At 42.3% G+C, this 21093-nt stretch carries 18 protein-coding genes; 11 read left to right on the forward strand and 7 right to left on the reverse strand.

All coding sequences use genetic code 11. The features are described from left to right. Positions 1 to 537 precede the first annotated feature (537 nt). The 6 genes from B2R65_RS16275 (at position 538) to cyoE (ending at position 6103) form a co-directional block, all read left to right on the forward strand. On the forward strand, positions 538 to 957 hold the full coding sequence (locus B2R65_RS16275; RefSeq protein WP_024034297.1) for a hypothetical protein: 420 nt from the start codon (positions 538 to 540) through the stop codon (positions 955 to 957). A gap of 310 nt (positions 958 to 1267) precedes the next feature. Beyond that, complete coding sequence (gene cyoA, locus B2R65_RS16280; protein WP_154945878.1) at positions 1268 to 2221, forward strand: ubiquinol oxidase subunit II; 954 nt, start codon at positions 1268 to 1270, stop codon at positions 2219 to 2221. 2 nt (positions 2222 to 2223) lie between these two features. Next, positions 2224 to 4221 (forward strand): cytochrome o ubiquinol oxidase subunit I, encoded by a 1998-nt coding sequence (gene cyoB, locus B2R65_RS16285; protein ID WP_286744399.1) that lies wholly within the window; start codon positions 2224 to 2226, stop codon positions 4219 to 4221. Next, entirely contained in the window at positions 4218 to 4853 is a 636-nt protein-coding gene (cyoC, locus tag B2R65_RS16290) for a cytochrome o ubiquinol oxidase subunit III (protein ID WP_055252952.1), read from the forward strand. The genes cyoB and cyoC overlap by 4 nt, the downstream gene beginning before the upstream one ends. Further along, on the forward strand, positions 4853 to 5209 hold the full coding sequence (gene cyoD / locus B2R65_RS16295; RefSeq protein WP_004587444.1) for a cytochrome o ubiquinol oxidase subunit IV: 357 nt from the start codon (positions 4853 to 4855) through the stop codon (positions 5207 to 5209). Before cyoC ends, cyoD begins: the two co-directional genes overlap by 1 nt. Before the next feature lie 9 nt (positions 5210 to 5218). Continuing rightward, a complete protein-coding gene (gene cyoE / locus B2R65_RS16300; RefSeq protein WP_064386876.1) occupies positions 5219 to 6103 on the forward strand; it encodes a heme o synthase in 885 nt (294 codons plus the stop codon). 67 nt (positions 6104 to 6170) lie between these two features. On the opposite strand, the gene B2R65_RS16305 is transcribed toward cyoE, so the two are convergent. The 4 genes from B2R65_RS16305 to B2R65_RS16320 all read right to left on the reverse strand — a co-directional run bounded on the left by B2R65_RS16305 (position 6171) and on the right by B2R65_RS16320 (position 12281). Further along, positions 6171 to 6836: a hypothetical protein gene (locus B2R65_RS16305; RefSeq protein WP_286744406.1), complete on the reverse strand. Its 666-nt coding sequence runs from the start codon at positions 6834 to 6836 to the stop codon at positions 6171 to 6173. 133 nt (positions 6837 to 6969) lie between these two features. Then, a complete protein-coding gene (locus tag B2R65_RS16310; RefSeq protein WP_286744409.1) occupies positions 6970 to 8937 on the reverse strand; it encodes a phytase in 1968 nt (655 codons plus the stop codon). A gap of 11 nt (positions 8938 to 8948) precedes the next feature. After that, positions 8949 to 9923, reverse strand: coding sequence for a metallophosphoesterase (locus tag B2R65_RS16315; RefSeq protein WP_286744412.1), 975 nt, complete (start codon positions 9921 to 9923; stop codon positions 8949 to 8951). Positions 9924 to 9986: 63 nt separating this feature from the next. Then, entirely contained in the window at positions 9987 to 12281 is a 2295-nt protein-coding gene (locus B2R65_RS16320) for a TonB-dependent receptor plug domain-containing protein (protein ID WP_286744415.1), read from the reverse strand. A 339-nt stretch (positions 12282 to 12620) separates the two neighbouring features. Here B2R65_RS16320 and B2R65_RS16325 point away from each other — a divergent pair, with 339 nt between their 5' ends. Further along, positions 12621 to 13484 carry a GGDEF domain-containing protein gene (locus B2R65_RS16325; protein WP_273605668.1) on the forward strand — a complete coding sequence of 288 codons (864 nt, stop codon included), beginning with the start codon at positions 12621 to 12623 and terminating at the stop codon, positions 13482 to 13484. Further along, positions 13468 to 14466: a helix-turn-helix domain-containing protein gene (locus B2R65_RS16330; RefSeq protein ID WP_286744419.1), complete on the forward strand. Its 999-nt coding sequence runs from the start codon at positions 13468 to 13470 to the stop codon at positions 14464 to 14466. Before B2R65_RS16325 ends, B2R65_RS16330 begins: the two co-directional genes overlap by 17 nt. A gap of 21 nt (positions 14467 to 14487) precedes the next feature. Here B2R65_RS16330 and B2R65_RS16335 read toward each other — a convergent pair whose 3' ends face one another. The 3 genes from B2R65_RS16335 to ettA form a co-directional block, all read right to left on the reverse strand. Next, positions 14488 to 15396 carry a histone deacetylase family protein gene (locus tag B2R65_RS16335; RefSeq protein ID WP_024034285.1) on the reverse strand — a complete coding sequence of 303 codons (909 nt, stop codon included), beginning with the start codon at positions 15394 to 15396 and terminating at the stop codon, positions 14488 to 14490. A 70-nt stretch (positions 15397 to 15466) separates the two neighbouring features. Next, positions 15467 to 15814: a PilZ domain-containing protein gene (locus B2R65_RS16340; protein ID WP_286744422.1), complete on the reverse strand. Its 348-nt coding sequence runs from the start codon at positions 15812 to 15814 to the stop codon at positions 15467 to 15469. A 119-nt stretch (positions 15815 to 15933) separates the two neighbouring features. Continuing rightward, positions 15934 to 17607, reverse strand: coding sequence for an energy-dependent translational throttle protein EttA (gene ettA / locus B2R65_RS16345; RefSeq protein ID WP_029773845.1), 1674 nt, complete (start codon positions 17605 to 17607; stop codon positions 15934 to 15936). Between the two features lie 235 nt (positions 17608 to 17842). Between ettA and metA the strand changes: the two genes are divergently transcribed. From metA to B2R65_RS16360, 3 genes are all read left to right on the forward strand, one after another. Next, the gene (gene metA / locus B2R65_RS16350; RefSeq protein ID WP_273586207.1) at positions 17843 to 18790 is read left to right on the forward strand and encodes a homoserine O-acetyltransferase MetA; all 948 of its coding nucleotides are present in this window, start codon (positions 17843 to 17845) and stop codon (positions 18788 to 18790) included. Next, entirely contained in the window at positions 18780 to 19853 is a 1074-nt protein-coding gene (locus B2R65_RS16355) for a homocysteine S-methyltransferase family protein (protein ID WP_273586206.1), read from the forward strand. Before metA ends, B2R65_RS16355 begins: the two co-directional genes overlap by 11 nt. Positions 19854 to 19861: 8 nt before the next feature. After that, positions 19862 to 21093, forward strand: a 1232-nt coding sequence (locus B2R65_RS16360; RefSeq protein WP_286744426.1) for a dihydropteroate synthase, incomplete at its 3' end; no start/stop codon positions are given.

The following is a 21093-nucleotide window of genomic DNA, read 5'->3' on the forward strand; positions in this document are numbered from 1 at the left end:
AGGCAACTCAAGGTCGGTGGTGACCGGTTTTGAGTTGTTTTTATTCCCTACAATTACCACGCAGTGTAAACCAAGAATCTTTATATGTGTGTGAAGATGTTGTCAGTGTGAAAGGCGGCTCAAGTTCGGTGGTGACTGAATTTGGGCTGTTTTTGTTTGTGCGGCTTTATTTTTAACTTCATTAATCCCCCTTATCTCTACTCCTCAAGTTTCCTAAATATAAAATATTTATAAACTAAGTCTTTATTTTTATTATGTTATTTTTTATTAACAAAATAGCTGCGAAAGCTTAACGCAAAACTTTATATTTTTTGTTGAACCGAAAACTGTCTTTGTTATACTCAGCATCGAACTTTCAGTAAGTTTTGAAAGTTTATTTGATACGGATCAATTCTCACTAGGTAAATGTGTGCTAGCCGGGTTTGATTGTATTTAGCACCTCGTTTTAGGGCTTACAGCAGCAATGTTTTTTTAATTTTTCCATTGCGCGCTTTATTACTCTAATTTTGTTATTAGTCATTTAGTAGGTTAATGTCTTTGAACACACTTTCTTTGCATCATACAAATACGGCTTTTGCTTCTAGCAAACCGCAAACGTGTGAACGCTTGAATAAAGCGGGCAAGGGCGTGTGTGTCGCTATAACATTATTAGTGTTTAATATGGTAATGCTGCTAAGTGGTGCATTAGAGGATGCCTTTCAGCTTGAAGCGTTGTTTAGCAATGGCTCTATTGTTGAGCCTGTTTTGCTGTACGTTACGCAATTTTTAGCTCATCCGATCATATCTAGTCAGTTACTCATTGGCCTTTGCTGGTTATTGTTCCATATTTTTCCGGCGCGTCGTGCTGGAATAATCCTTCGTAAAGCCGCTTTCGCTTTTCGCGAGGCAAAAGTACACCAACCTGTGTCCGCTGCACATGGTTGTCGTGCTCCACCTAGCTTTACAGGTTGTCTGTAAGGCTTCACTTGTTGCTGGTTTTAATTATTTTTTCTTGCTGTAAATAATTAAAGTTTGCATTAGCAATGTAGCCGCGTGTTTTAATCACGTCAGCCAACCAACACTCACCCAAGTTAACTTTTATTACGTTATATAAATGCGTTTAGAAGCTGGGTTTGTTGCTAGGTATTTTTTGCATCCACTTGCAGCGGGTTCAGTCCCCTTTATTTTTATAATTTAGTTCTAGTTAACTTGGGTTTTTATTGAAAAATCGTTGCTTAATTTTTATTCAAAGCAGCAAATTAAAACTCTAGGTTTGTAGGATACTCCCTTGTTAATTCGTAACCTTTGTAATATTGCTTTAGCTAGTACGGTGCTGGCGTTGTCAGGCTGTAAAGGCGGGATACTCGATCCAAAAGGCCAAATAGGTATTGATGAGAAAAACTTAATCATCATTGCTACTGTCCTTATGCTACTCGTAGTAATCCCCGTTATTGTGATGACTTTGTATTTCGCATGGAAATACCGAGACACACAAGATCATGAAATTTATGCACCAAAATGGGCTCATTCAAATAAGATTGAAGCCGTTGTTTGGGCTGTTCCTATTGTTATCGTTATTATTTTAGGTGTTATTACCTGGCAGTCTACCCAAGACTTAGACCCCTATAAACCTATTGAAGGTAAAGGCGAGCACCTCACTGTAGAGGTGGTTTCATTAAACTGGAAGTGGCTATTTATTTACCCAGAACAAGGTATTGCAACGGTAAATGAATTGGTATTTCCGGCAAATGTGCCGGTGGAATACAAAATCACTTCAGAAAGCACAATGAACTCGTTTTTTATTCCTCAGCTAGGTAGTCAAATTTATTCTATGGCAGGCATGGAAACCAAGCTTCATTTAATCGCAAACGAGCCGGGCACATTTAAAGGCTTTTCTGCTAATTACAGTGGCGCAGGTTTTACCGGTATGAAGTTCAATGCCATTGCCACCCCAACACAAGCTGATTTTGACACGTGGGTAACAAGCGTTAAAGCCAATGCTAATAACCTCACCCATGCCAATTATGTTGAACTTGCAAAAGCCAGTGAAAACAATCCTGTTGCCTATTATGGCAAGGTCGACGACGGCCTATTTCATACCATTGTTATGAAGTATATGCAGGCACATGGCGATATGAACAAAAAACATCAAGCGATGAGCGATCATGGGCAAATGAGCAAAAAGCACCATGAAATGAATGAACACGCAATGCCTTCATCTCACAGCCAGGGCGAGGAATAATAATGTCGTTTTTAGGTAAACTTTCACTCGACGCAATTCCGTTTCATGAGCCAATTATAATGGTTACCATGACGGTGATAGCGATTGCTGGGCTTATTATTGCCGGGCTTATTACTAAATATAAAAAGTGGGGCGTGCTTTGGCACGACTGGATCACCTCTGTTGATCATAAACGCTTAGGCGTAATGTACATCTTTTTAGCATTAATAATGCTGTTTCGTGGTTTTTCTGATGCCATTATGATGCGTGCGCAGTTAGCACTTGCTACCAGCGGTGCACCTGGTTATTTACCTCCTGAGCATTACGACCAAATATTTACAGCGCACGGCGTTATCATGATCATATTTATGGCTATGCCATTTATGATTGGCCTAATGAACATTGTATTGCCACTGCAAATTGGCGCACGCGATGTCGCTTTTCCATTTTTAAATAACTTAAGTTTTTGGTTTACTGCCAGCGGTGCCATTTTAATTAACTTGTCGCTTGTATTTGGTGAGTTTGCAAAAACAGGTTGGGTGGCGTATCCGCCGCTTTCGGAGCTGACCTTTAGCCCTGGGGTGGGGGTCGATTATTATATATGGGCCTTGCAAATTTCCGGGCTCGGTACACTTTTAACTGCAGTAAACTTTTTAGCGACTGTGTTTAAAATGCGTGCCCCAGGTATGACCCTAATGAAAATGCCAATTTTTACATGGGCATGTACATGGGCAAATATCTTAATTGCAGCATCTTTCCCTATTTTAACTGCTGTGCTGGGCATGCTAACGCTTGACCGTTACCTTGATTTTCACTTTTTTACCAATGCAGCGGGCGGCAACGCCATGATGTACATCAACCTGTTTTGGGCGTGGGGTCACCCTGAGGTTTATATTTTAGTACTGCCTGCTTTTGGTATTTTTTCTGAAATTATCTCAACCTTTGCCGGTAAACGTTTATTTGGTTACAAATCGATGGTGTATGCCAGCGGTGCAATCTCTATTTTAGGTTTTATTGTTTGGCTACACCACTTTTTCACCATGGGGTCGAGCGCCAACGTTAATGCGTTCTTTGGGGTAATGACCATGGTTATTGCCGTCCCAACTGGCGTTAAGCTATTCAACTGGTTGTTTACCATTTACCGCGGCCGTTTACGTATCAGCGTTCCTGTACTTTGGACATTAGGCTTTATGGTTACCTTTACAGTAGGCGGTATGACCGGCGTACTACTGGCTATTCCGGGTGCCGATTACGTGTTGCATAACAGTTTATTCTTAATTGCGCATTTTCATAACACAATCATTGGTGGCGCTGTATTTGGCTACCTTGCAGGTTTTGTATTTTGGTTCCCTAAAGCAATGGGCTTTAAGCTTAGCGAAAAATGGGGTAAAGCGTCTTTCTGGTGTTGGATAGTTGGTTTCTTCGTGGCGTTTATGCCGTTGTATGTACTTGGTTTCTTAGGTATGACACGTCGCTTAAACCACACCAATAACCCAGATTGGAACATGTGGTTATACATTGCCGCAGGCGGTGCTGTCATTATTATGTTTGGTATTATTTTCCAAGTCGTGCAGCTATTTGTTAGCTTTAGAGACCGCGAAGCACTTGACGATACAACCGGCGACCCGTGGAACGGCCATACACTAGAGTGGGCAACTAGCTCACCTCCACAAGTGTATAACTTTGCCACTATTCCTCACGTTGATGACATTGATGACATTGATGCATGGACCGAAGCGAAAGAAAAAGGCCAAGCGTATCAAACAAAAGCAAGCTACAGCCCAATTCATATGCCTAAAAACACAGCATCTGGGGTGTTAATTGCAGCAAGCTTAACTGTATTTAGCTTTGCCATGATCTGGCATATCTGGTGGTTAGCTGCCGTTGGTTTTGTTGGCGCAATTGCCTTATTTATCAAGCGTTGTTACACCAGCGATGTTGATTACTATATACAACCTGATGAAATCGCACGTATTGAAGCTGCGTATAATTCTAGTGGAAATAAGGAGCTAAGCGCGTGAGTACACTATCTGCGAATGTAGAAACTGCCCATTTAGACTCAGTTTCGCACGATGATCATGCACATGAGCATCACGATACCTCTGGCGATACAATTTTTGGCTTTTGGTTATACCTAATGACCGATTGCCTATTATTTGCCTCGTTTTTTGCCACTTACGCCGTGCTGTTTATGAACACAGCCGGTGGTGTATCAGGTAAAGACATTTTTGAACTCGACTTTGTTGCTGTAGAAACAGCGGCGCTACTCATTAGTAGTATTACTTTTGGCTTTGCCATGATTGCCGCACAAGGGCAAAAAAAGGCACTAACACTCACCTGGTTGTTTATTACCTTTTGTTTAGGTGCTGTGTTTATAGGCATGGAAATTTACGAATTTCATCACCTAATTGTGCATGGTAATGGTCCACAACAAAGTGCCTTTTTAACCTCATTCTTCTCGTTAGTAGGCTTACATGGTTTGCACGTAACTGCGGGTCTAATTTGGATGAGTATTATGATGATAGAAGTGGCTAAACGCGGCTTAGGTAAACAAACAGTGACACGCTTAAGCTGCCTAAGCCTATTTTGGCACTTCTTAGACATTGTTTGGATTTGTGTATTTACCGTTGTTTATTTAATGGGAGCAATGTAATGAGCCACAGCGAAGCGCACGCGTTAAAGCAAATGCAAAACGAGCACCATGATGAGTCTCATGGCAGCGTTAAAACGTACTTAATAGGCTTTGTGCTATCAATAATTTTAACCGCCATACCGTTTTACATGGTAATGGAAGGCGACTTTTCAAAAGTAACTACGCTTTGGAGCATTGTTACTTTAGCTATTGTACAAATTTGGGTGCACTTAAAATACTTTTTACACCTTAATTTTACGACAGAAGATGGTCGTGCAAGTACCTTCTCATTTTTATTCAGTGCCCTAATTATCGTCATGGTTGTTGGGTTATCGGTTTGGATAATTTACGAATCTAACGCAATGATGATGTACTAGGAGTTGAAGATGTTTCGTCGTTATTTATCAGTGACTAAGCCAGGCATTATTATGGGCAACCTTATCAGCGTTGCAGGCGGTTTTTTACTTGCCTCGCGCGGGGATATAGACCCATGGCTAATGGTTGTTACGCTTATTGGCTTGTCACTTGTGGTTGCATCGGGCTGTGCTATCAACAATGTAATTGATAGGGACATAGATGTAGCCATGGCACGTACTCGTACGCGGGTTACAGTAACAGGCGAAATGTCGGCCTTTGCTGCACTAAGTCACGGGGTTTTATTGGGGGTTGTAGGTTTTGGTTTACTCATTGCTTACACCACACAAGCCGCGGTATTTTTTGCAGCGTTTGGCTATATCATTTATGTTGGGGTTTATAGCCTTTACATGAAGCGCAACTCAGTTTATGGCACGTTTGTAGGTAGCCTTTCTGGCGCAGTGCCTCCTGTTGTAGGTTACTGCGCTGTAACCGGGCAGTTCGATATAGGTGCATTAATATTATTAGTTATGTTTAGTCTGTGGCAAATGCCACATTCATATGCCATTGCTATTTTTCGTTTTAAAGATTACCAAGCCGCAGGTATTCCCGTATTACCCGTAGCGCAAGGTATTGATAAAGCGAAGCGCCATATTGTACTTTATATTGCTGTGTACGCTTTAGTCGTCATGCTATTACCAATAAGTGGCTACACTGGCGCCGCCTTTATGGCAGTGGCGTGTATTACCAGTTTTTGGTGGTTACTTATGGCCCTGCGTGGCTATCGCCGTAATGTTAATTTAACGAGCTGGGCACGCCAAGTGTTTGCTTTTTCTATTATAAATATTACAGCACTCAGTATTGCTATGGCCGTTGACTACCACAGCGCAGCGCCACAACTGCTTACACTGATATAATTTTTTAAAGCTTTATATTTCCAAAGTTAATCCAAAGGCTCGAAAGGGCCTTTTTTCATGTTTGAAACTATTTTTTTAAACTTTCTGCTTCGTAAAATAAAGGTTTTAGGGTGCCGCAGTTTATAAATTTATACGTTAACTCATTCTGGCTAGGAAGGAGGGTTGAGGTTCTAAACTTTTGCATACAGGCATTTACCAAATCTACAAAAATTAAGTGGCTGAAACTAGGTGCTTGGCTAATTTTATGTATGTAAATTCGCTCTGTGCTACCTAGGTCTATCATGTCGTATTCTTGCCACTGGCTAGGTTTAGCTAAATCTTTTAATTGGCGAGCATATAGCTGCTTACTCATTTCTATTGTTCTGTTTGTGTAAATTAGGCTGCCTGCTTTTTTGTAATTGCCTTCGTACACATCTGCGGTAATGGTTATTTCTTCACCGCGCATTAAGCGTTGAATATTAAATGGTTTGGGCTTTAGCGTTATAAGCTCTGCGTTGCGTACAACATCTAAAAAAGCCACATCGGGGTTTTTAATCCTATACACCACTTGTACATCGTGCGGTAATTTATAGCCGGGTAAGTTAAACGCATAAATTCCTGAACCTTTATTCACCAGTGCTATTGCATGCTCAGCCTTGTATTTGGGGTTGAGCGGGGGCAATTCAGCTGCCTCTTCCTCAGCAAAAGCGTATCCGCTTATAGTAATGATCAACAAAGTAAGAAGTAAACGCATAATAATCTCAATTAATTTATGAGCTTAAAGTGTAGTATATAGCTTTAATAACTCTAAATTTACTAGGTTTATTTTAAATACACATAGTAAAAAGGCTCGTAAGAGCCTTATTACGTTTAAATATGGTAGGTTTTTACTTAATCGCTTTTTTTACTTCACGCCAGTCAATAATTTTAAAATTTTGTGGTTGTAGTGGCATACGGTTGTAGCCGTCTTGCACTATAAGCATGCCTTCAGGATAGCCTGGTAAAGGTTTTGCTGTAACGGTTAAGCCGTCTGTTTCACCTGCGCCATCAATGCCTTTATCTAGATTAGCAATCACATTAAACTTACCTGCAAAGCTTAGGCTAGGCTGTGTATTATCTGATATTTTATAAAGCACATAGCTATTATCGCCTTGGCTTGATACTACTAAATAGCGCTTATCATCAGCATGATAGATTTCCATGCCTTCAACATCTGCCACAAGTTGCTCATTTATACCTCGTAGCATGACCGCTTTGTTGCCAGAGGTTGGCTCTGCACCGATATACCAAATGCCTGCATCTTCTTCGCCGGCAAATAATTGGCCTAGTTTATCATCGGCACTACAGCCTTCTGGTTGGCTTGGTAGGGTAAACTCTCTAACCAGTTCACCGCTTAAGTTACCTTGCTCACCGGTGAGTTTATATTGCTGGAATAAACCTGATTTATCATTAACAAATACGTATTGACCAGATTCAGACGAATACATACACATACCGTAAATCTCAAGCAGGTTAGTCGCTACTTCTGTTACATGGTTTACTTTGTTCTCGCTATCGACAGTAAACACGCTAATACTGTTAAGCGTGCGGTTGCTGGCTGTGATCCAAGTATGGGTTTCGTTGTTTATATCCTGATGCTGGCGTACATCAACATTATTTAAACGCCCTACATTAAGTGATTGTATTTTGTTGCCATCAAGATCATAAACCATTAGGCCGCGGCGTTTGTCTGTGCCTAAAATTAAGCTGCTTTTAGCGTCGTGTTCATTTATCCAAATTGCAGGGTCATCTGCTGCATCGCCAAATGCTGCAACTGGCGTTGTTTGTGTGCTGGCATAAATGTGAGTCATAGCGACTTGGTTTTGTGAAGTAGCTGTTTGCGCCGTGTAGTTAATATTTGCTTGAATGTAGGCACCTGTTTCATCATCAATTAAAACTAGCTGCGCTTGATTGTTATTGATCAAACTCGCTGCAACAGATTCAATGGTGTGATCGCCAGAAAGTGACCACTGACTTAGTTTTTCAGTATTTTCGTGGTAAGCATAGATCATATTGCCATCAGTGGCAGTAAGCCATAAAGTACCATCTTGTGATACTGATAATGCCCCGATTTCAGCTTTTAATTCACCGTAAGGCTCAACTAATGCCACTGGCTGTTTATTGGCATCGGATTCAGCATCAGCATTGATAGCCCAAACGCCGAGTTCAGCTTCGCCCACATACAAGGTTTTTGTTTCATCATTAACAGCACAGCCTGAAGCCTCAGTGACTGCAGAGAACTCACGTACTGCAATATTTTTAGCTTGTTTAGTGGCTAAATCATAAATAATGGTTTCGCTGATCAAGCCTCGAACATCCGGCACAAATGCTGAGACAGTCTTGTTATCAGTGTTTTTAAATAAACACACGGCATCAGGCTGAGCTTGGGGCGGGGAAATACGAGAGAGTTCATTTATCTGCCAAGTTTGGCCATTTTTTTTAAGCTTAAAAATGGCGACGTTGTCTTGGCTTTTATCAATGCTTGCGAGTAAAAATTGCTGCGCTGATAATTGTTTTAGTGAAATTGACTCAAAGTTACCGGCGAGCAGTACACTGCTTTTCTCATTGTCGGCAATTAATAAGCCTTGGTTTTCACTGGCAATAAGCCATTGATTATTACCAAGTGCAGCAGCTTGTGAGCCTTGCATGTTTTGCTGTGGGCCGAATAATTTAGTTTTAATATCTGTTTTTTTAATATATGGCTTTGCCATAGCTGTATTATTTTGCGTATCGTCATTACTTGTACAACCGCTTATTGCAGTTATTAGGATTGCACTGCCAAGCACCGCTGAAATTGTATTTAGTTTAAAGTTCATTATTTTATCCTTTACTTATCTATGTGCTTTTCAGTGCTAAAACGTACTTCACCAAGGTGATTAATCGCACTTACACTGAGTGTTTCGCCATTGATAGATACACTTAAAAAACCAGGTGTTGCTTCTGCGTAGCGGGTAAATTCACGTTGTTTTACAAACCGTGCTTCACTGCCTCCACCAGAGACAAAGTGAGCCACTTTGCTATTTTTTGGTTGATTGTATTGCAAGTCGTGCTCGTGCCCTGCGATATAAGCGTGCACGTTATGACGCTCCAAAATAGGTTCTAAAATGTCGCGAAGCCCTTGGTTACGGCCAAAGCGTTTACCACTTGAGTAAAGCGGGTGATGGCCTACCACAATTTTCCACTTTGCTTTACTGCCTGCAAGTTGGGTTTCAAGCCAAGCCAATTGTGTTTGATAACCTTGACCTTGAGTTGAGCGGTATTTATCACGGTCTTTATATTCAGGCTGAATCGGGTTGGTATCTAAAAAAACCATTAACACTTGCTCGTTGTTTTCAAGCGCAAATGTTTTACTGTAGTACCTTGCAGGTAACTGCCAACGCTGGCTTTTTTCTGTGTAGTCAATTTGTGCTTGAACATTACCCAAGTAATCGTGATTACCTAAAACAACATACCAATCTTCAAATGTGTGAGGGCCGTGGTATATGTTCTCAAAGGCTGATTGCCAAAGCGGATCGTTAACGCTTGCCACACCATTTGGGTAAAAGTTATCGCCAGTTGAGACGATAAAGTCAGCATCAGTTTGGTACATGGCTATTTCTAATTGGTGAGCCACTTCTTTTTGATAAAAGTGGCCGTTGTGCCCCCAATCACCAATTACCATAAAGTTAAGGCTATCAGGTAGCGTATTTAACTTAGCTATTTTTTGCTGTTGATAAAGCTCATCTTTATAAATAACAGGCTCGACAGCACTGAGCGCTGATGAGCTCAGTAGGGCGGCCATTATGAAAGACAATTTAAACATGTTCTAACTCCAAAAGGCACGTAATAGCAAGCGATTACGTGCCTAATATGATGATGCCTGCTATTAAAATGCGTAGCGCAACATTACTTGAATGACTGGGCCTGCTTCTTCAGATTCAAGCTCGTACTCATCAAAGTCACGGCTGTTTTGATCATCAAGTGAGTCAAATTTGTTAAAAACTTCATCTTTACTGGCATCAAGTAAGTTTGAACCCACTAGGCGAAGTGTTACATCATCCCAGCGCTTTTCAACGAAAAGCTCTAAATCAGCACCGTAAGAGGTTGTTACTTCTTCCCCTACAAAGCGTCCGTATGCATCACCTTGGTTACGGTAAGTTGCGCCAAATGATGCACGCAGTATTGGTAAATCTTGGATAAAGCCAATGTTATAAACATAATCTGATTGGTCGTTAAACTTACGTTTACCAAAACTGTCTTCAACTTCACTGTCAAGCCAAGAGTAGTTTAAGAAAATACCAGTATTTGGCATGTTGATTGCGCTCAGTGGCGTTGATAAATCAAACTCAATACCTTGTACTGTGCCATCGCCAGTATTTTGTGGTTGCAGTACAAATGTACCTTCGCCTTCTGAGCCTTCAACACCGGTACTGGCAATTTCAATTAGGTCGCTAACGTCACGGTAAAATACGTTTACACCGACAACGCCACTTTTACCTAAACGGTATTCGTAACCTAAATCGATACCCCAAGAAGATTCTGGCTTAAGATTTGGGTTACCTAAAAAGTCATTATCAGCGAGCTCTTCTTCAAGTAGAGCCGGTGTTATGTAGTCAAAGTCAGGGCGGCGTAAGCTACGTGCAACAGAGGCGCTTACTCGACCGTTATCGCTGACACTGTAACGAAAGTGAGCCGACGGTAAAATAAAGTCATAATCATTTTCGGCAGTAACGCCTTCATTGGTATCGGTAATGTTTGAGTCAGTTGACTCCCAACGTACACCCATTTCCCATGAGAACACATCGGCTTCGTGTTTGATTAAAGCAAACAAATCAAAACGCTCTTCTTCGAGGGTGTTCACACCGCCGTCTACTGCTTCAAATTCGTTATTAAATTGCGCTAACGACATTGGCGTCTGGTTATATTGATCCCAGCCAGTAAGTGTTTGCTCACTTTCATCTTCCGCTTCAAAAATTGCTGTGTCGCGCTCTTTTCCTTGAACAAAAGCACCAAACTGAACTTCTTTTGAGTCACCGAGCAGTAAGCTATGTTGCCATTGTAATGACCATTCTTTATCGTCAATATCAACAGTTTCTTCTGCTTCCTCAAAAACCATTGGGAGCTCAGATGTATCAAGCTCAACTTCTTGCTCGTAAACTGACTCTTCAAAGCTGGCATAGCCTACTTTAAACTTGCTGGTACCGCCTAATAACGGTAATTCATAACCTGAGTTTATGTTGTAGTTGGTTTGGTCAATGTAGGAAACATTTGCGTTGTCTGAAAGCAAGTTACCGCCTTCAACCACAGAGTTAGACGTGGCCGTCGCGTCGTCATATTCAAAAGAACGCTCGTCTTCGGTACGGTCTGTATCAACCCACATGGCGCTAATATCAAACTTGCCACCGTTATCAAATACCTTTTCAAAGCTGGCATTTAATGATGTGTCATCGCCATCACGAGTATCAGATTGATCTTCACGGTTATCAAAACCATCAGTTGCATAATTAGGGTTATTTTCAGGGCTATCACCATAACGTATGCTTGATTTTTGTTTTGGGTTATAACGACCTTGAAAATTAGCGCCTAGTAGTAAACGTCCACCTGCAAACTCAGTACCGTAAACGCCCGCAAAGCTTTCTTTTAGTTCACCATCATCATAGCGTAATCCTCCTGCGCGAATGTAACCGCCGTCTAAGCTGTAGCCATCACGAAGTACAATGTTAAGGGTGCCCGCAATAGCATCGGCAGAGCGGTTTGCACTTGATGAACGAATTATTTCGACACGCTCGATTAATTCTGCTGGAATACGGTCAACAAAAAATGAGCGATCAGCACCAGCGCCTGGAACTTCTTCGCCATTGATCAGTACTTTTGTGTAAGCAGGGCTCAAACCGCGCATACGTGCGCCGTCAGACTCAAGCACATCTGATAAAAACGTCACACTCGGTACACGCTTTAAAGCGTCGCCAGCGGTGAGTGGTTCAAAACGCTGAAAGTACTCTTGAGAGTATTCAAGCGTTGGGGCCAATTCTTGTGAGCGGTTGCGATAGCCTATTTCGCCATAAACTACTAACTCTTCAGATACTTTTACATCAGTTGTGTGTTCTTCTTGTGCTGCATGTACTGCTAAATTGCAAAGTGATAGCGCTGTTACCAGTGCTTTAAGTTTAAAGTGTGCCATGTAATTTGCTCCTGTTGCTGCTTGGTTTGAAAGCAAACTAATTAAATTAAATGACGCAAATGTGACAACACCCTATTTAGATCAGCAGGTTATTAAGGTTTTAAAAGCTTTACTTTGGCGTGTGAGCTAATCGCACTCCTAAGCAATATAGCGTTAATGGGCCATGTGCAGCTTATAAGTAAGTGCATATCATTTAGCTGTCACATCATTGAGCTAATATGACCCTGCTACAAAAAATGCACTTCGGGTAGCATAAATACATACGCAATTTAAATAAGACAAACTATGCGATTTAATCCCTTTATTAGTCATCGGCTTTTAACAAACAGTATTATAGCTATGGCGTTATTAGCCATCTTTTTATGTGCCTATTTAGGGGAGCTCAAAGAGCTGCAACACATACAATGGCTCGATATTATTGGTGAGGGCGGCATAGTGATTATGACCCTAACTTGGATTGTTGCCTTACTTATTTCGCGCCCGCCGGGCAAAGTTACTCGTTATTTGGTGCTTGGGCTTGGTTTATTTATGTTCTCGGCCACGCTCGATTTGCTCGATGAATGGTTAATGCAACCTGCGCAGCAGTGGCTAAGCTGGATAGAGTCATTACCAGCCCCCGTTGGGATGCTGCTAACCAGTTTAGGTTTATACCATTGGCACCAAGAACAATATGTTTTAAATAAACAGCTAAGGCGCCGTGAAGCACATTTACGTGAGCACGATAAAGTATGCCCTGTTACCGGTGTTTATACAGCCGAGTACTTACAAAGCGTTTTAAACACGCAGCTTAAGGCGCCGCAGCCAGTTTTATTAGCCGCTATTGATATACGCGACTTCGCTAGTTTTAATAATGAGTTTGGTTTTAGCGAAGGGGATCGACTGCTACGCGAAATAAGCGAGCTTATACTAATGAACTGTCGGTTAAGCGATGTGGTATGTCGTTATGCGGGAGACTGTTTTATGGTGCTAATGCCAGCCACATCAAAGCAGCAAGGCCAAGAGCTTCTTAGGCAAATAACAGCCGCATTAAAACATTGTGCTTTTAAAGTAGAAGGCTCTGGGCTTGCTAAGTTTCAGTGTGTAACTACCCACATCATACAAGCGCAAAAAAGTGATACAGCTCACGTGCTAATGCAACAATTGCACAGCGGCCTACAACTACAAAAACAACAAAGAGCCACCAGCAGTGAACAGTTATGTTAGCTTAAGTGACAAGTATTTAACTGCGCAGGGGCTTATAACTGCCGTTGTAGAGCTTGCGCAAAGTAGGGGGATTGCCCTGCATAAATTGTTACGCGGCACCGGGATTTTTGAGCAAGATTTACTCAGCGTTGAGCATTGCTTTAGTTTAGAGCAGCAAGTTAAATTACTAAGTCAATTTAAACGCCTAATGAATACCCCCGACAGTGGTTTTTTACTGGGGAGTCAATTAGTTAACGATTCAAGTAGCTCAGCACAAAGTGTATTGTACAGCGCTAAAGTAGGGGCGGCACTGTTACAAATACAGCGAGCGCGTTTACAGCTTTGCCCTTTGTTTTTTAGTCAGCACTATGTAAGTAATCAGCAATTTTATATTTTTTTAAATGCTGCTACAGGGCTTGATGACGATCTACATAACTACATTTTAGAAATTTACAGTGCTGCGTTTTATAGTTTCTTAAAGCGTTTAAGCCCGCACTATCCGCAGTGTGAGTTCGACTTTAGTTTTAAGCGACCGCGTCATATTCATCAGTACGAGCAACATTTAGGTTTAAAGCTGCGTTTTGAGCAGCCAACGACTCGTTGGGTAATTAGCAAAACATTGCTTCGCCAAGCTAACCCGTACGCCAGCGAATTACGCTTTATGCAAGCACGCGCTCAATTGGCTGTAAAATCACACGAAAAATACACCTTTATAGAGGCTGTTTGGCGCTATCTACACACTTATAACGAGGCAAGTTTAGAGCAAACCGCCCAGTATTTTGCCATGAGCCCAGCCACGTTTAAACGAAAACTAAAATGCCATAATATGCGCTTTTCGAGCTTAGTTGATGAGCAAAATAAACATAAAGCCATTTATTTACTTACCTTGCGCGCTAAGTGCAATGAGCATGTTGCTGAGCGTTTGGCATTTTACGATATTCCTAACTTTAGGCGGGCATTTAAACGTTGGACAGGGCTAACCCCAAGCCAGTTAAAAGTATAAAGCGCACAGGTAATATTTCTGTTAAAAACCAGCAGCCTGCTCAATTACTATTGCATGGCGCTGCGCTAAACGCGTATGGTCTCTGTCGTAGCCGCCACCAATAACACTGGCAATAGCGGTGTTATGTTCAAGGCAGCGTTTAAACACTAAATGGTCACGCTGTTTAATGCCGTCCCAGCTTATATCTAGTTTGCCTAAGCCATCGTCTTGCCAAATATCTACACCCGCATCGTATAGGACTAAATCGGGGTTGAGTTCTTTTAGTAAAAACTGCAGCGTATCATCCACAACGCCTAAGTATTCTGCATCCTGCATATTGTTAGCAAGGCCTATGTCTAAATCGCTGGGGGATTTTCTAAACGGGAAGTTTTTTTCGCAGTGTATAGAGCATGTATACGCATACGGTTGATGCGCAAGCATTGCAGCTGTGCCATCGCCTTGGTGTACGTCTAAATCAAAAATGAGCACGTTGGTCACTTCACCGCTTTGTATTAATGTTTGCGCGGTAAAGGCTAAGTCGTTCACCATACAAAAACCTGAGCCAAAATCAGTGTGTGCATGGTGTGTACCGCCTGCTAAATGACAGGCTAAGCCATACTTTAATGCTAAGCGTGCAGTTTGTAACGTGCCTTGTGGGGCGGTGAATGTACGGTTCATTAGCGGTTGCGACCAAGGTAAGCCAATGCGGCGCATGGCTTTTTCGTCTAGACGGTTATGCCATAAATCGTGAATGTAGTTTTCGCAGTGTACCAGTTCAAGTGGCTCGGGGGAGCCCAAAATAGGCTCTACTAAATTATTACCTGCAATGCCTAAACCTTTAACCTGCTCATATAAATGAGCAAATTTACTCATTACAAATCGGTGCTTAGGGTCAAAGCTAAACGAATAATTACTGTGATAGACCAAAGGTAAGTGAGGGTTTAGGCGCATAACCGTATCAATAATAAAGTTTGCGCTATGGTAATAAACTTAACTAAGGGAGTCTATTGCCGCTATTCAATCAATGAGGCAGCTCGCGATGAAGTAATTGTTCATCGGCTAAATTAAGTTCAACTAACCGTTTTAAATAGGTAATGCTGTTTATATCTATATGGTGGCAATTAAGGCCGATGTGTTTATCTTCTATGTGGCAAATAAACACCTCCATTTTTATTTCTATATCGCTTTGTGGCAAGGTAAAGCGCAAGGTGGCTTCGCTATTTTTTGTGCCACTAAACGCCGCGCATTTAGTAATGAGTGCGCCATGTAAAGATACATCGAGTAATTTGCATGGGTAGCTCTCTCCTGCAAATTCTAATTGAGCCGCGGTTGAAAAAAGAATACGCGAGAACTGACGTCGATTTTCCATAAAACGAGTTGCCTTTATTGTAATATTTAAATCAAGCATAGCGGGAAATAGCCCATAGCGATAAAAAATGGCATAAAAAAACCCCGCATAAATGCAGGGTTTGTTATATCAGTTAACAATTAACCAATTTTTTTGTACTTAATACGCTTAGGTTGTGCAGCTTCTGCGCCTAAGGTCTTTTTAAGCCACTCTTCGTATTCAGTGTAGTTACCATCGAAGAAGTTAATTTGGCCTTCGTCGCGGTAATCTAAAATATGCGTTGCAATACGGTCAAGGAACCAACGGTCATGCGATATACACATTACACAGCCTGGGAACTCTAAAATAGCGTTCTCAAGGGCGCGTAGTGTTTCAACGTCTAGATCATTGGTTGGCTCATCCAGTAGCACCACGTTACCACCCGCTTTTAAAAGCTTAGCAAGGTGTAAACGGTTACGCTCACCACCTGATAAATCTTTTACAAACTTTTGCTGATCGTTACCTTTAAAGTTAAAGCGGCTAACGTATGCACGGCTTGGGAACTCAAAGTTACCAATTTTTAGCACGTCTTGTCCGTCAGATATTTCTTGGAATACAGTTTTGCTTTCGTCCATATTGCCACGGAACTGATCAACCGTTGCAAGCTCTACAGTTTCACCTACGCTAATGCTGCCGCTATCAGGTTGCTCTTCGCCGCTTAGCATTTTAAATAGGGTTGATTTACCCGCGCCATTGGCACCAATAATGCCCACAATCGCGCCTTTTGGCATACTAAAGCTTAAATCGTCGATTAATACGCGATCGCCAAAACTCTTACGTAAGTTATTAACTTCAAGCACTTGGTCACCTAAACGCGGACCAGGTGGAATAAATAGCTCGTTAGTTTCGTTACGCTTTTGGTAATCAGACTGCTGTAGCTCGCTAAACTGCGCCATACGCGCTTTAGACTTAGCTTGACGACCTTTAGGGTTTGAACGTACCCACTCAAGCTCTTGAGCAATTGATTTTTGACGTGCTTTTTCAGATTTTTGCTCTTGTTGTAAGCGCGCATCTTTTTGCTCAAGCCAAGAAGAGTAGTTACCTTCCCACGGAATACCTTCACCACGGTCAAGCTCTAGTATCCAGCCAGCTACATTATCAAGGAAGTAACGGTCATGCGTTACCGCCACAACAGTGCCTTCGTAATCATGTAAGAAGCGCTCAAGCCAAGCAACCGACTCAGCATCTAAGTGGTTAGTAGGCTCATCGAGAATAAGCATATCTGGCTTTTCGAGTAATAAACGACAAATAGCAACACGGCGGCGCTCACCACCTGAAAGGTGCTCAATTTTAGCATCCCATTCAGGCAAACGAAGTGCATCAGCAGCGCGTTCTAAAACGTTATCGATGTTGTGGCCATCGTGCGCTTGAATGATTGCTTCAAGCTCGCCTTGCTCTTTTGCTAGGGCGTCAAAGTCAGCGTCTTCCATTGCGTACTCGTTGTACACTTCGTCAAGGCGGTTAAGGGCATGCTTTACTTCGCCAACAGCTTCTTCAACTATTTCGCGTACTGTTTTGCTTTCGTCCAGCACTGGCTCTTGCGGTAAGTAACCAATTTTAGTACCAGGTTGAGGGCGAGCTTCACCTTCAAAGTCTTGATCAACACCGGCCATAATGCGAAGTAATGTAGATTTACCAGCACCATTTAAACCTAGCACACCAATTTTAGCGCCAGGGAAAAAGTGCAACGAAATATCTTTTAAAATTGTGCGCTTAGGTGGCACAACTTTAGATACTCGACTCATCGAGAATATAAACTTATCAGGTAAAACCATGGAGGAAAGCCTTCAAATAATAATAAAAATTTCAATGTTGTATTGTAGTGGCTCACGGGTGAAACAGTCAACGAATGGCGGGTTTTAAAGCGCTAATGGCTGCAGGTTGATAAAGTATAAAATCATGAATAAATTTCATTTAGACATCTATACATCTAGAGGTTGATATTTTTAGCATACTGTTCATAATGAGAGCGTATAAATTCTCGGTTTTTATGAGTAGGAGTAAAAAAATATGCCAATTACAGTGAAAGACGAGCTACCGGCTATTGCCCGTTTACGTGAAGAAAACGTGTTTGTAATGCCAAAAAGTCGCGCAAAAACGCAAGAAATTCGTCCTATGCGTTTGGCTATTTTAAATTTAATGCCTAATAAAGTAGAAACCGAAGTGCAGTTTATTCGTTTGCTTGCCAATTCTCCTTTACAAGTAAATGTAGAGCTATTACGCCTAGATACACACCGTAGCAGTAGCAACTCAGAAGAGCACCTAGATACCTTTTATCGTTATTTTTCAGAAGTGAAAAACAATAACTACGATGCGTTAATTGTTACCGGCGCGCCACTAGCACACCTTGAATACGACGATGTTGCGTACTGGGATGAGCTAAAAGTGATTATTGATTGGGCAGAGCAGCACGTTACCTCTACGCTTTTTTCGTGCTGGGCGGCGCATGCGGCGCTGTATCACCGTTATAATTTAAAACGCGATTTAAAAGAAGATAAACTTTGTGGTGTGTTTACTCACCAGTGTTACTTTGATCACGGAGCACTTACTCGTGGCTTTGACGACACCTTTTTAGTGCCGCACTCACGTTATGGCCACATAGATATAAATAAAATAAATGCCTGCGACGATATAGTCGTGCTGGCAGGCTCTGAAAAAGTAGGCGCTTACTTAATGAAAAATAAGTCGGGCAGCCAAGTGTTTATAACCGGCCACCCAGAATACGATGCCGACACATTAAAAGCAGAGTACGAGCGCGATTTACAAAAAAGCCCTGATGCGCCAAAACCCGAAAACTATTTTCCAGATAACGATGCAAGCAAAAAGCCGTCAAAAACGTGGCAAAGCCATGCCTTTTTGCTGTTTTCGAACTGGTTAAATTACTACGTGTACCAAACGACCCCTTATGATATTAATTTAGTTAGCCAAGATGTGAGGACTAACAACTATGCCGAATAACGTGCAAAACAATAATAAACACAGCGAATTAAGCGCTGCATTAAAAGAGCGTATTTTAATTTTAGATGGCGCCATGGGCACCATGATCCAAACTCACAAGCTTGAAGAAGAAGACTACCGAGGCGAGCGCTTTAAAGACTGGCACGTACTAATAAAAGGCAATAACGATTTATTAAGCCTTACAAAACCTGAGTTAATAACCAATATACACCGCAGCTTTTTAGCCGCCGGTGCAGACATTATTGAAACCAATACCTTTAACTCAACCACCATTTCGATGGAAGATTACGACATGGCAAGCATAAGCCGTGAGGTAAACTTAGAGTCGGCCAAACTCGCACGCGCAATATGTGACGAATTCACCGCTAAAACTCCAGAAAAACCCCGCTACGTAGCCGGTGTGTTAGGGCCAACATCTAAAACCTGCTCAATTTCGCCAGATGTAAACGACCCAGGTTATCGCAATATTACCTTTGATAAGCTGGTTACTGCCTATGTTGAGTCTACCCTTGCATTAATGGAAGGCGGCGCCGATTTAATACTTATCGAAACCATATTCGACACCCTAAATGCAAAAGCGGCCTCATTCGCAGTAGAAGAAGCGTTTGAGCAAGCAGGGCGTACATTACCAGTAATGATCTCAGGCACAATTACCGATGCCTCTGGGCGTACGCTTTCGGGGCAAACAACTGAAGCATTTTATAATTCTATTCGCCATATTAAGCCGCTTTCTATAGGCCTTAACTGCGCCCTAGGCCCCGATTTACTTCGCCAATACGTAGAAGAGCTTTCGCGCGTATGCGAAACATTTACCTCAGTACACCCAAATGCAGGTTTACCTAACGAATTTGGTGAGTACGACCTAGAAGCAGAGGACATGGCGAAAGAGATTATAGACTGGGGCAAATCGGGCTTTATAAATATTGTTGGTGGTTGCTGCGGCACCACGCCTGCGCATATTCGTGCGTTTGCCAAAGGGCTTGAAGGGGTAAAACCTCGCGCATTGCCAGAGCTTGATGTTCGCATGCGTTTATCAGGCCTTGAAGCCTGTAACTTAAACTAGGAGCCAACATGACCCAGCAAATTGCAGTATTTACCAATGTTGGCGAGCGTACCAACGTAACTGGCTCTGCCATGTTTAAACGCTTAATCATGGAAGAAGATTACGAGACCGCCCTGAATGTTGCCCGCGAGCAAGTAGAAAACGGCGCCCAAGTTATTGATATAAACATGGACGAAGCCATGTTGGACTCAAAAGCGGCCATGGTTAAGTTTTTAAACTTAATTGCCTCAGAGCCCGATATTTCTAAAGTGCCCATTATGGTCGACTCCTCTAAATGGGAAGTAATAGAAGCAGGCCTTAAATGTATTCAAGGCAAGGCTATTGTTAACTCAATATCGCTTAAAGAAGGCGAAGAGCCGTTTAAACGCCAAGCTAAAATTATTAAACGTTTTGGCGCCGCCGCTGTGGTTATGGCGTTTGATACCGACGGCCAAGCCGACACCGCGGACCGCAAATACGAAATCTGTGAGCGCAGCTACAAAATATTAGTCGAAGAGATTGGCTTCCCGCCGGAAGATATAATATTCGATCCCAATATATTTGCCGTAGCCACCGGTATAGAAGAGCACGACAACTACGCCGTAGAATTTATTGAAGGCACACGCCGCATTAAGCAAAACTTACCGCACTGTAAAGTGTCGGGCGGGGTGTCTAATGTCTCGTTTTCGTTTAGGGGTAATAACCCCGTACGTGAAGCGATTCACTCGGTGTTTTTATACCACGCGATAAAAGCGGGTATGGATATGGGTATTGTAAACGCAGGCCAGCTTGCAGTTTACGACGACATCCCCGAGGAACTTCGCAAAGCCGTAGAAGATGTAATTCTTAACACTGACCCCGGTGCAGGTGAGCGCTTAGTAGAAATAGCCCCTAAGTTTTCAGGCATGGCACAAGCCGAACGCGTAGAAGATCTAGAGTGGCGTACATGGCCTGTTGAAAAACGCCTAGAGCACGCTCTTGTAAAAGGTATTACCACCTTTATAGATGAAGACACAGAAGAGTGCCGCGCTGCCGCCGATAAACCTATTCACGTAATTGAAGGGCCACTCATGGATGGCATGAACGTGGTAGGGGATTTATTTGGTGCAGGTAAAATGTTTTTACCGCAGGTTGTTAAATCTGCCCGCGTAATGAAGCGCGCAGTGGCCTACCTAGACCCATTCATAGAAGCCGAAAAAGAAGAAGGCGCCACTAACGGTAAAGTAGTTATGGCCACCGTAAAAGGCGACGTGCACGACAT

Source organism: Pseudoalteromonas sp. UBA2102 (assembly GCF_002331165.1).
Lineage (GTDB): Bacteria > Pseudomonadota > Gammaproteobacteria > Enterobacterales > Alteromonadaceae > Pseudoalteromonas > Pseudoalteromonas atlantica.

Coding starts and splice junctions, on each gene's coding strand:
- B2R65_RS16335 (WP_024034285.1), bottom strand. CDS start 15,396: ATGCGCCTAAACCCTCACTTACCTTTGGTCTATCACAGTAATTATTCG.
- B2R65_RS16355 (WP_273586206.1), top strand. CDS start 18,780: ATGCCGAATAACGTGCAAAACAATAATAAACACAGCGAATTAAGCGCT.
- ettA (WP_029773845.1), bottom strand. CDS start 17,607: ATGGTTTTACCTGATAAGTTTATATTCTCGATGAGTCGAGTATCTAAA.
- B2R65_RS16315 (WP_286744412.1), bottom strand. CDS start 9,923: ATGTTTAAATTGTCTTTCATAATGGCCGCCCTACTGAGCTCATCAGCG.
- cyoE (WP_064386876.1), top strand. CDS start 5,219: ATGTTTCGTCGTTATTTATCAGTGACTAAGCCAGGCATTATTATGGGC.
- B2R65_RS16325 (WP_273605668.1), top strand. CDS start 12,621: ATGGCGTTATTAGCCATCTTTTTATGTGCCTATTTAGGGGAGCTCAAA.
- cyoD (WP_004587444.1), top strand. CDS start 4,853: ATGAGCCACAGCGAAGCGCACGCGTTAAAGCAAATGCAAAACGAGCAC.
- B2R65_RS16305 (WP_286744406.1), bottom strand. CDS start 6,836: ATGCGTTTACTTCTTACTTTGTTGATCATTACTATAAGCGGATACGCT.
- metA (WP_273586207.1), top strand. CDS start 17,843: ATGCCAATTACAGTGAAAGACGAGCTACCGGCTATTGCCCGTTTACGT.
- B2R65_RS16320 (WP_286744415.1), bottom strand. CDS start 12,281: ATGGCACACTTTAAACTTAAAGCACTGGTAACAGCGCTATCACTTTGC.
- B2R65_RS16340 (WP_286744422.1), bottom strand. CDS start 15,814: ATGGAAAATCGACGTCAGTTCTCGCGTATTCTTTTTTCAACCGCGGCT.
- cyoB (WP_286744399.1), top strand. CDS start 2,224: ATGTCGTTTTTAGGTAAACTTTCACTCGACGCAATTCCGTTTCATGAG.
- B2R65_RS16310 (WP_286744409.1), bottom strand. CDS start 8,937: ATGAACTTTAAACTAAATACAATTTCAGCGGTGCTTGGCAGTGCAATC.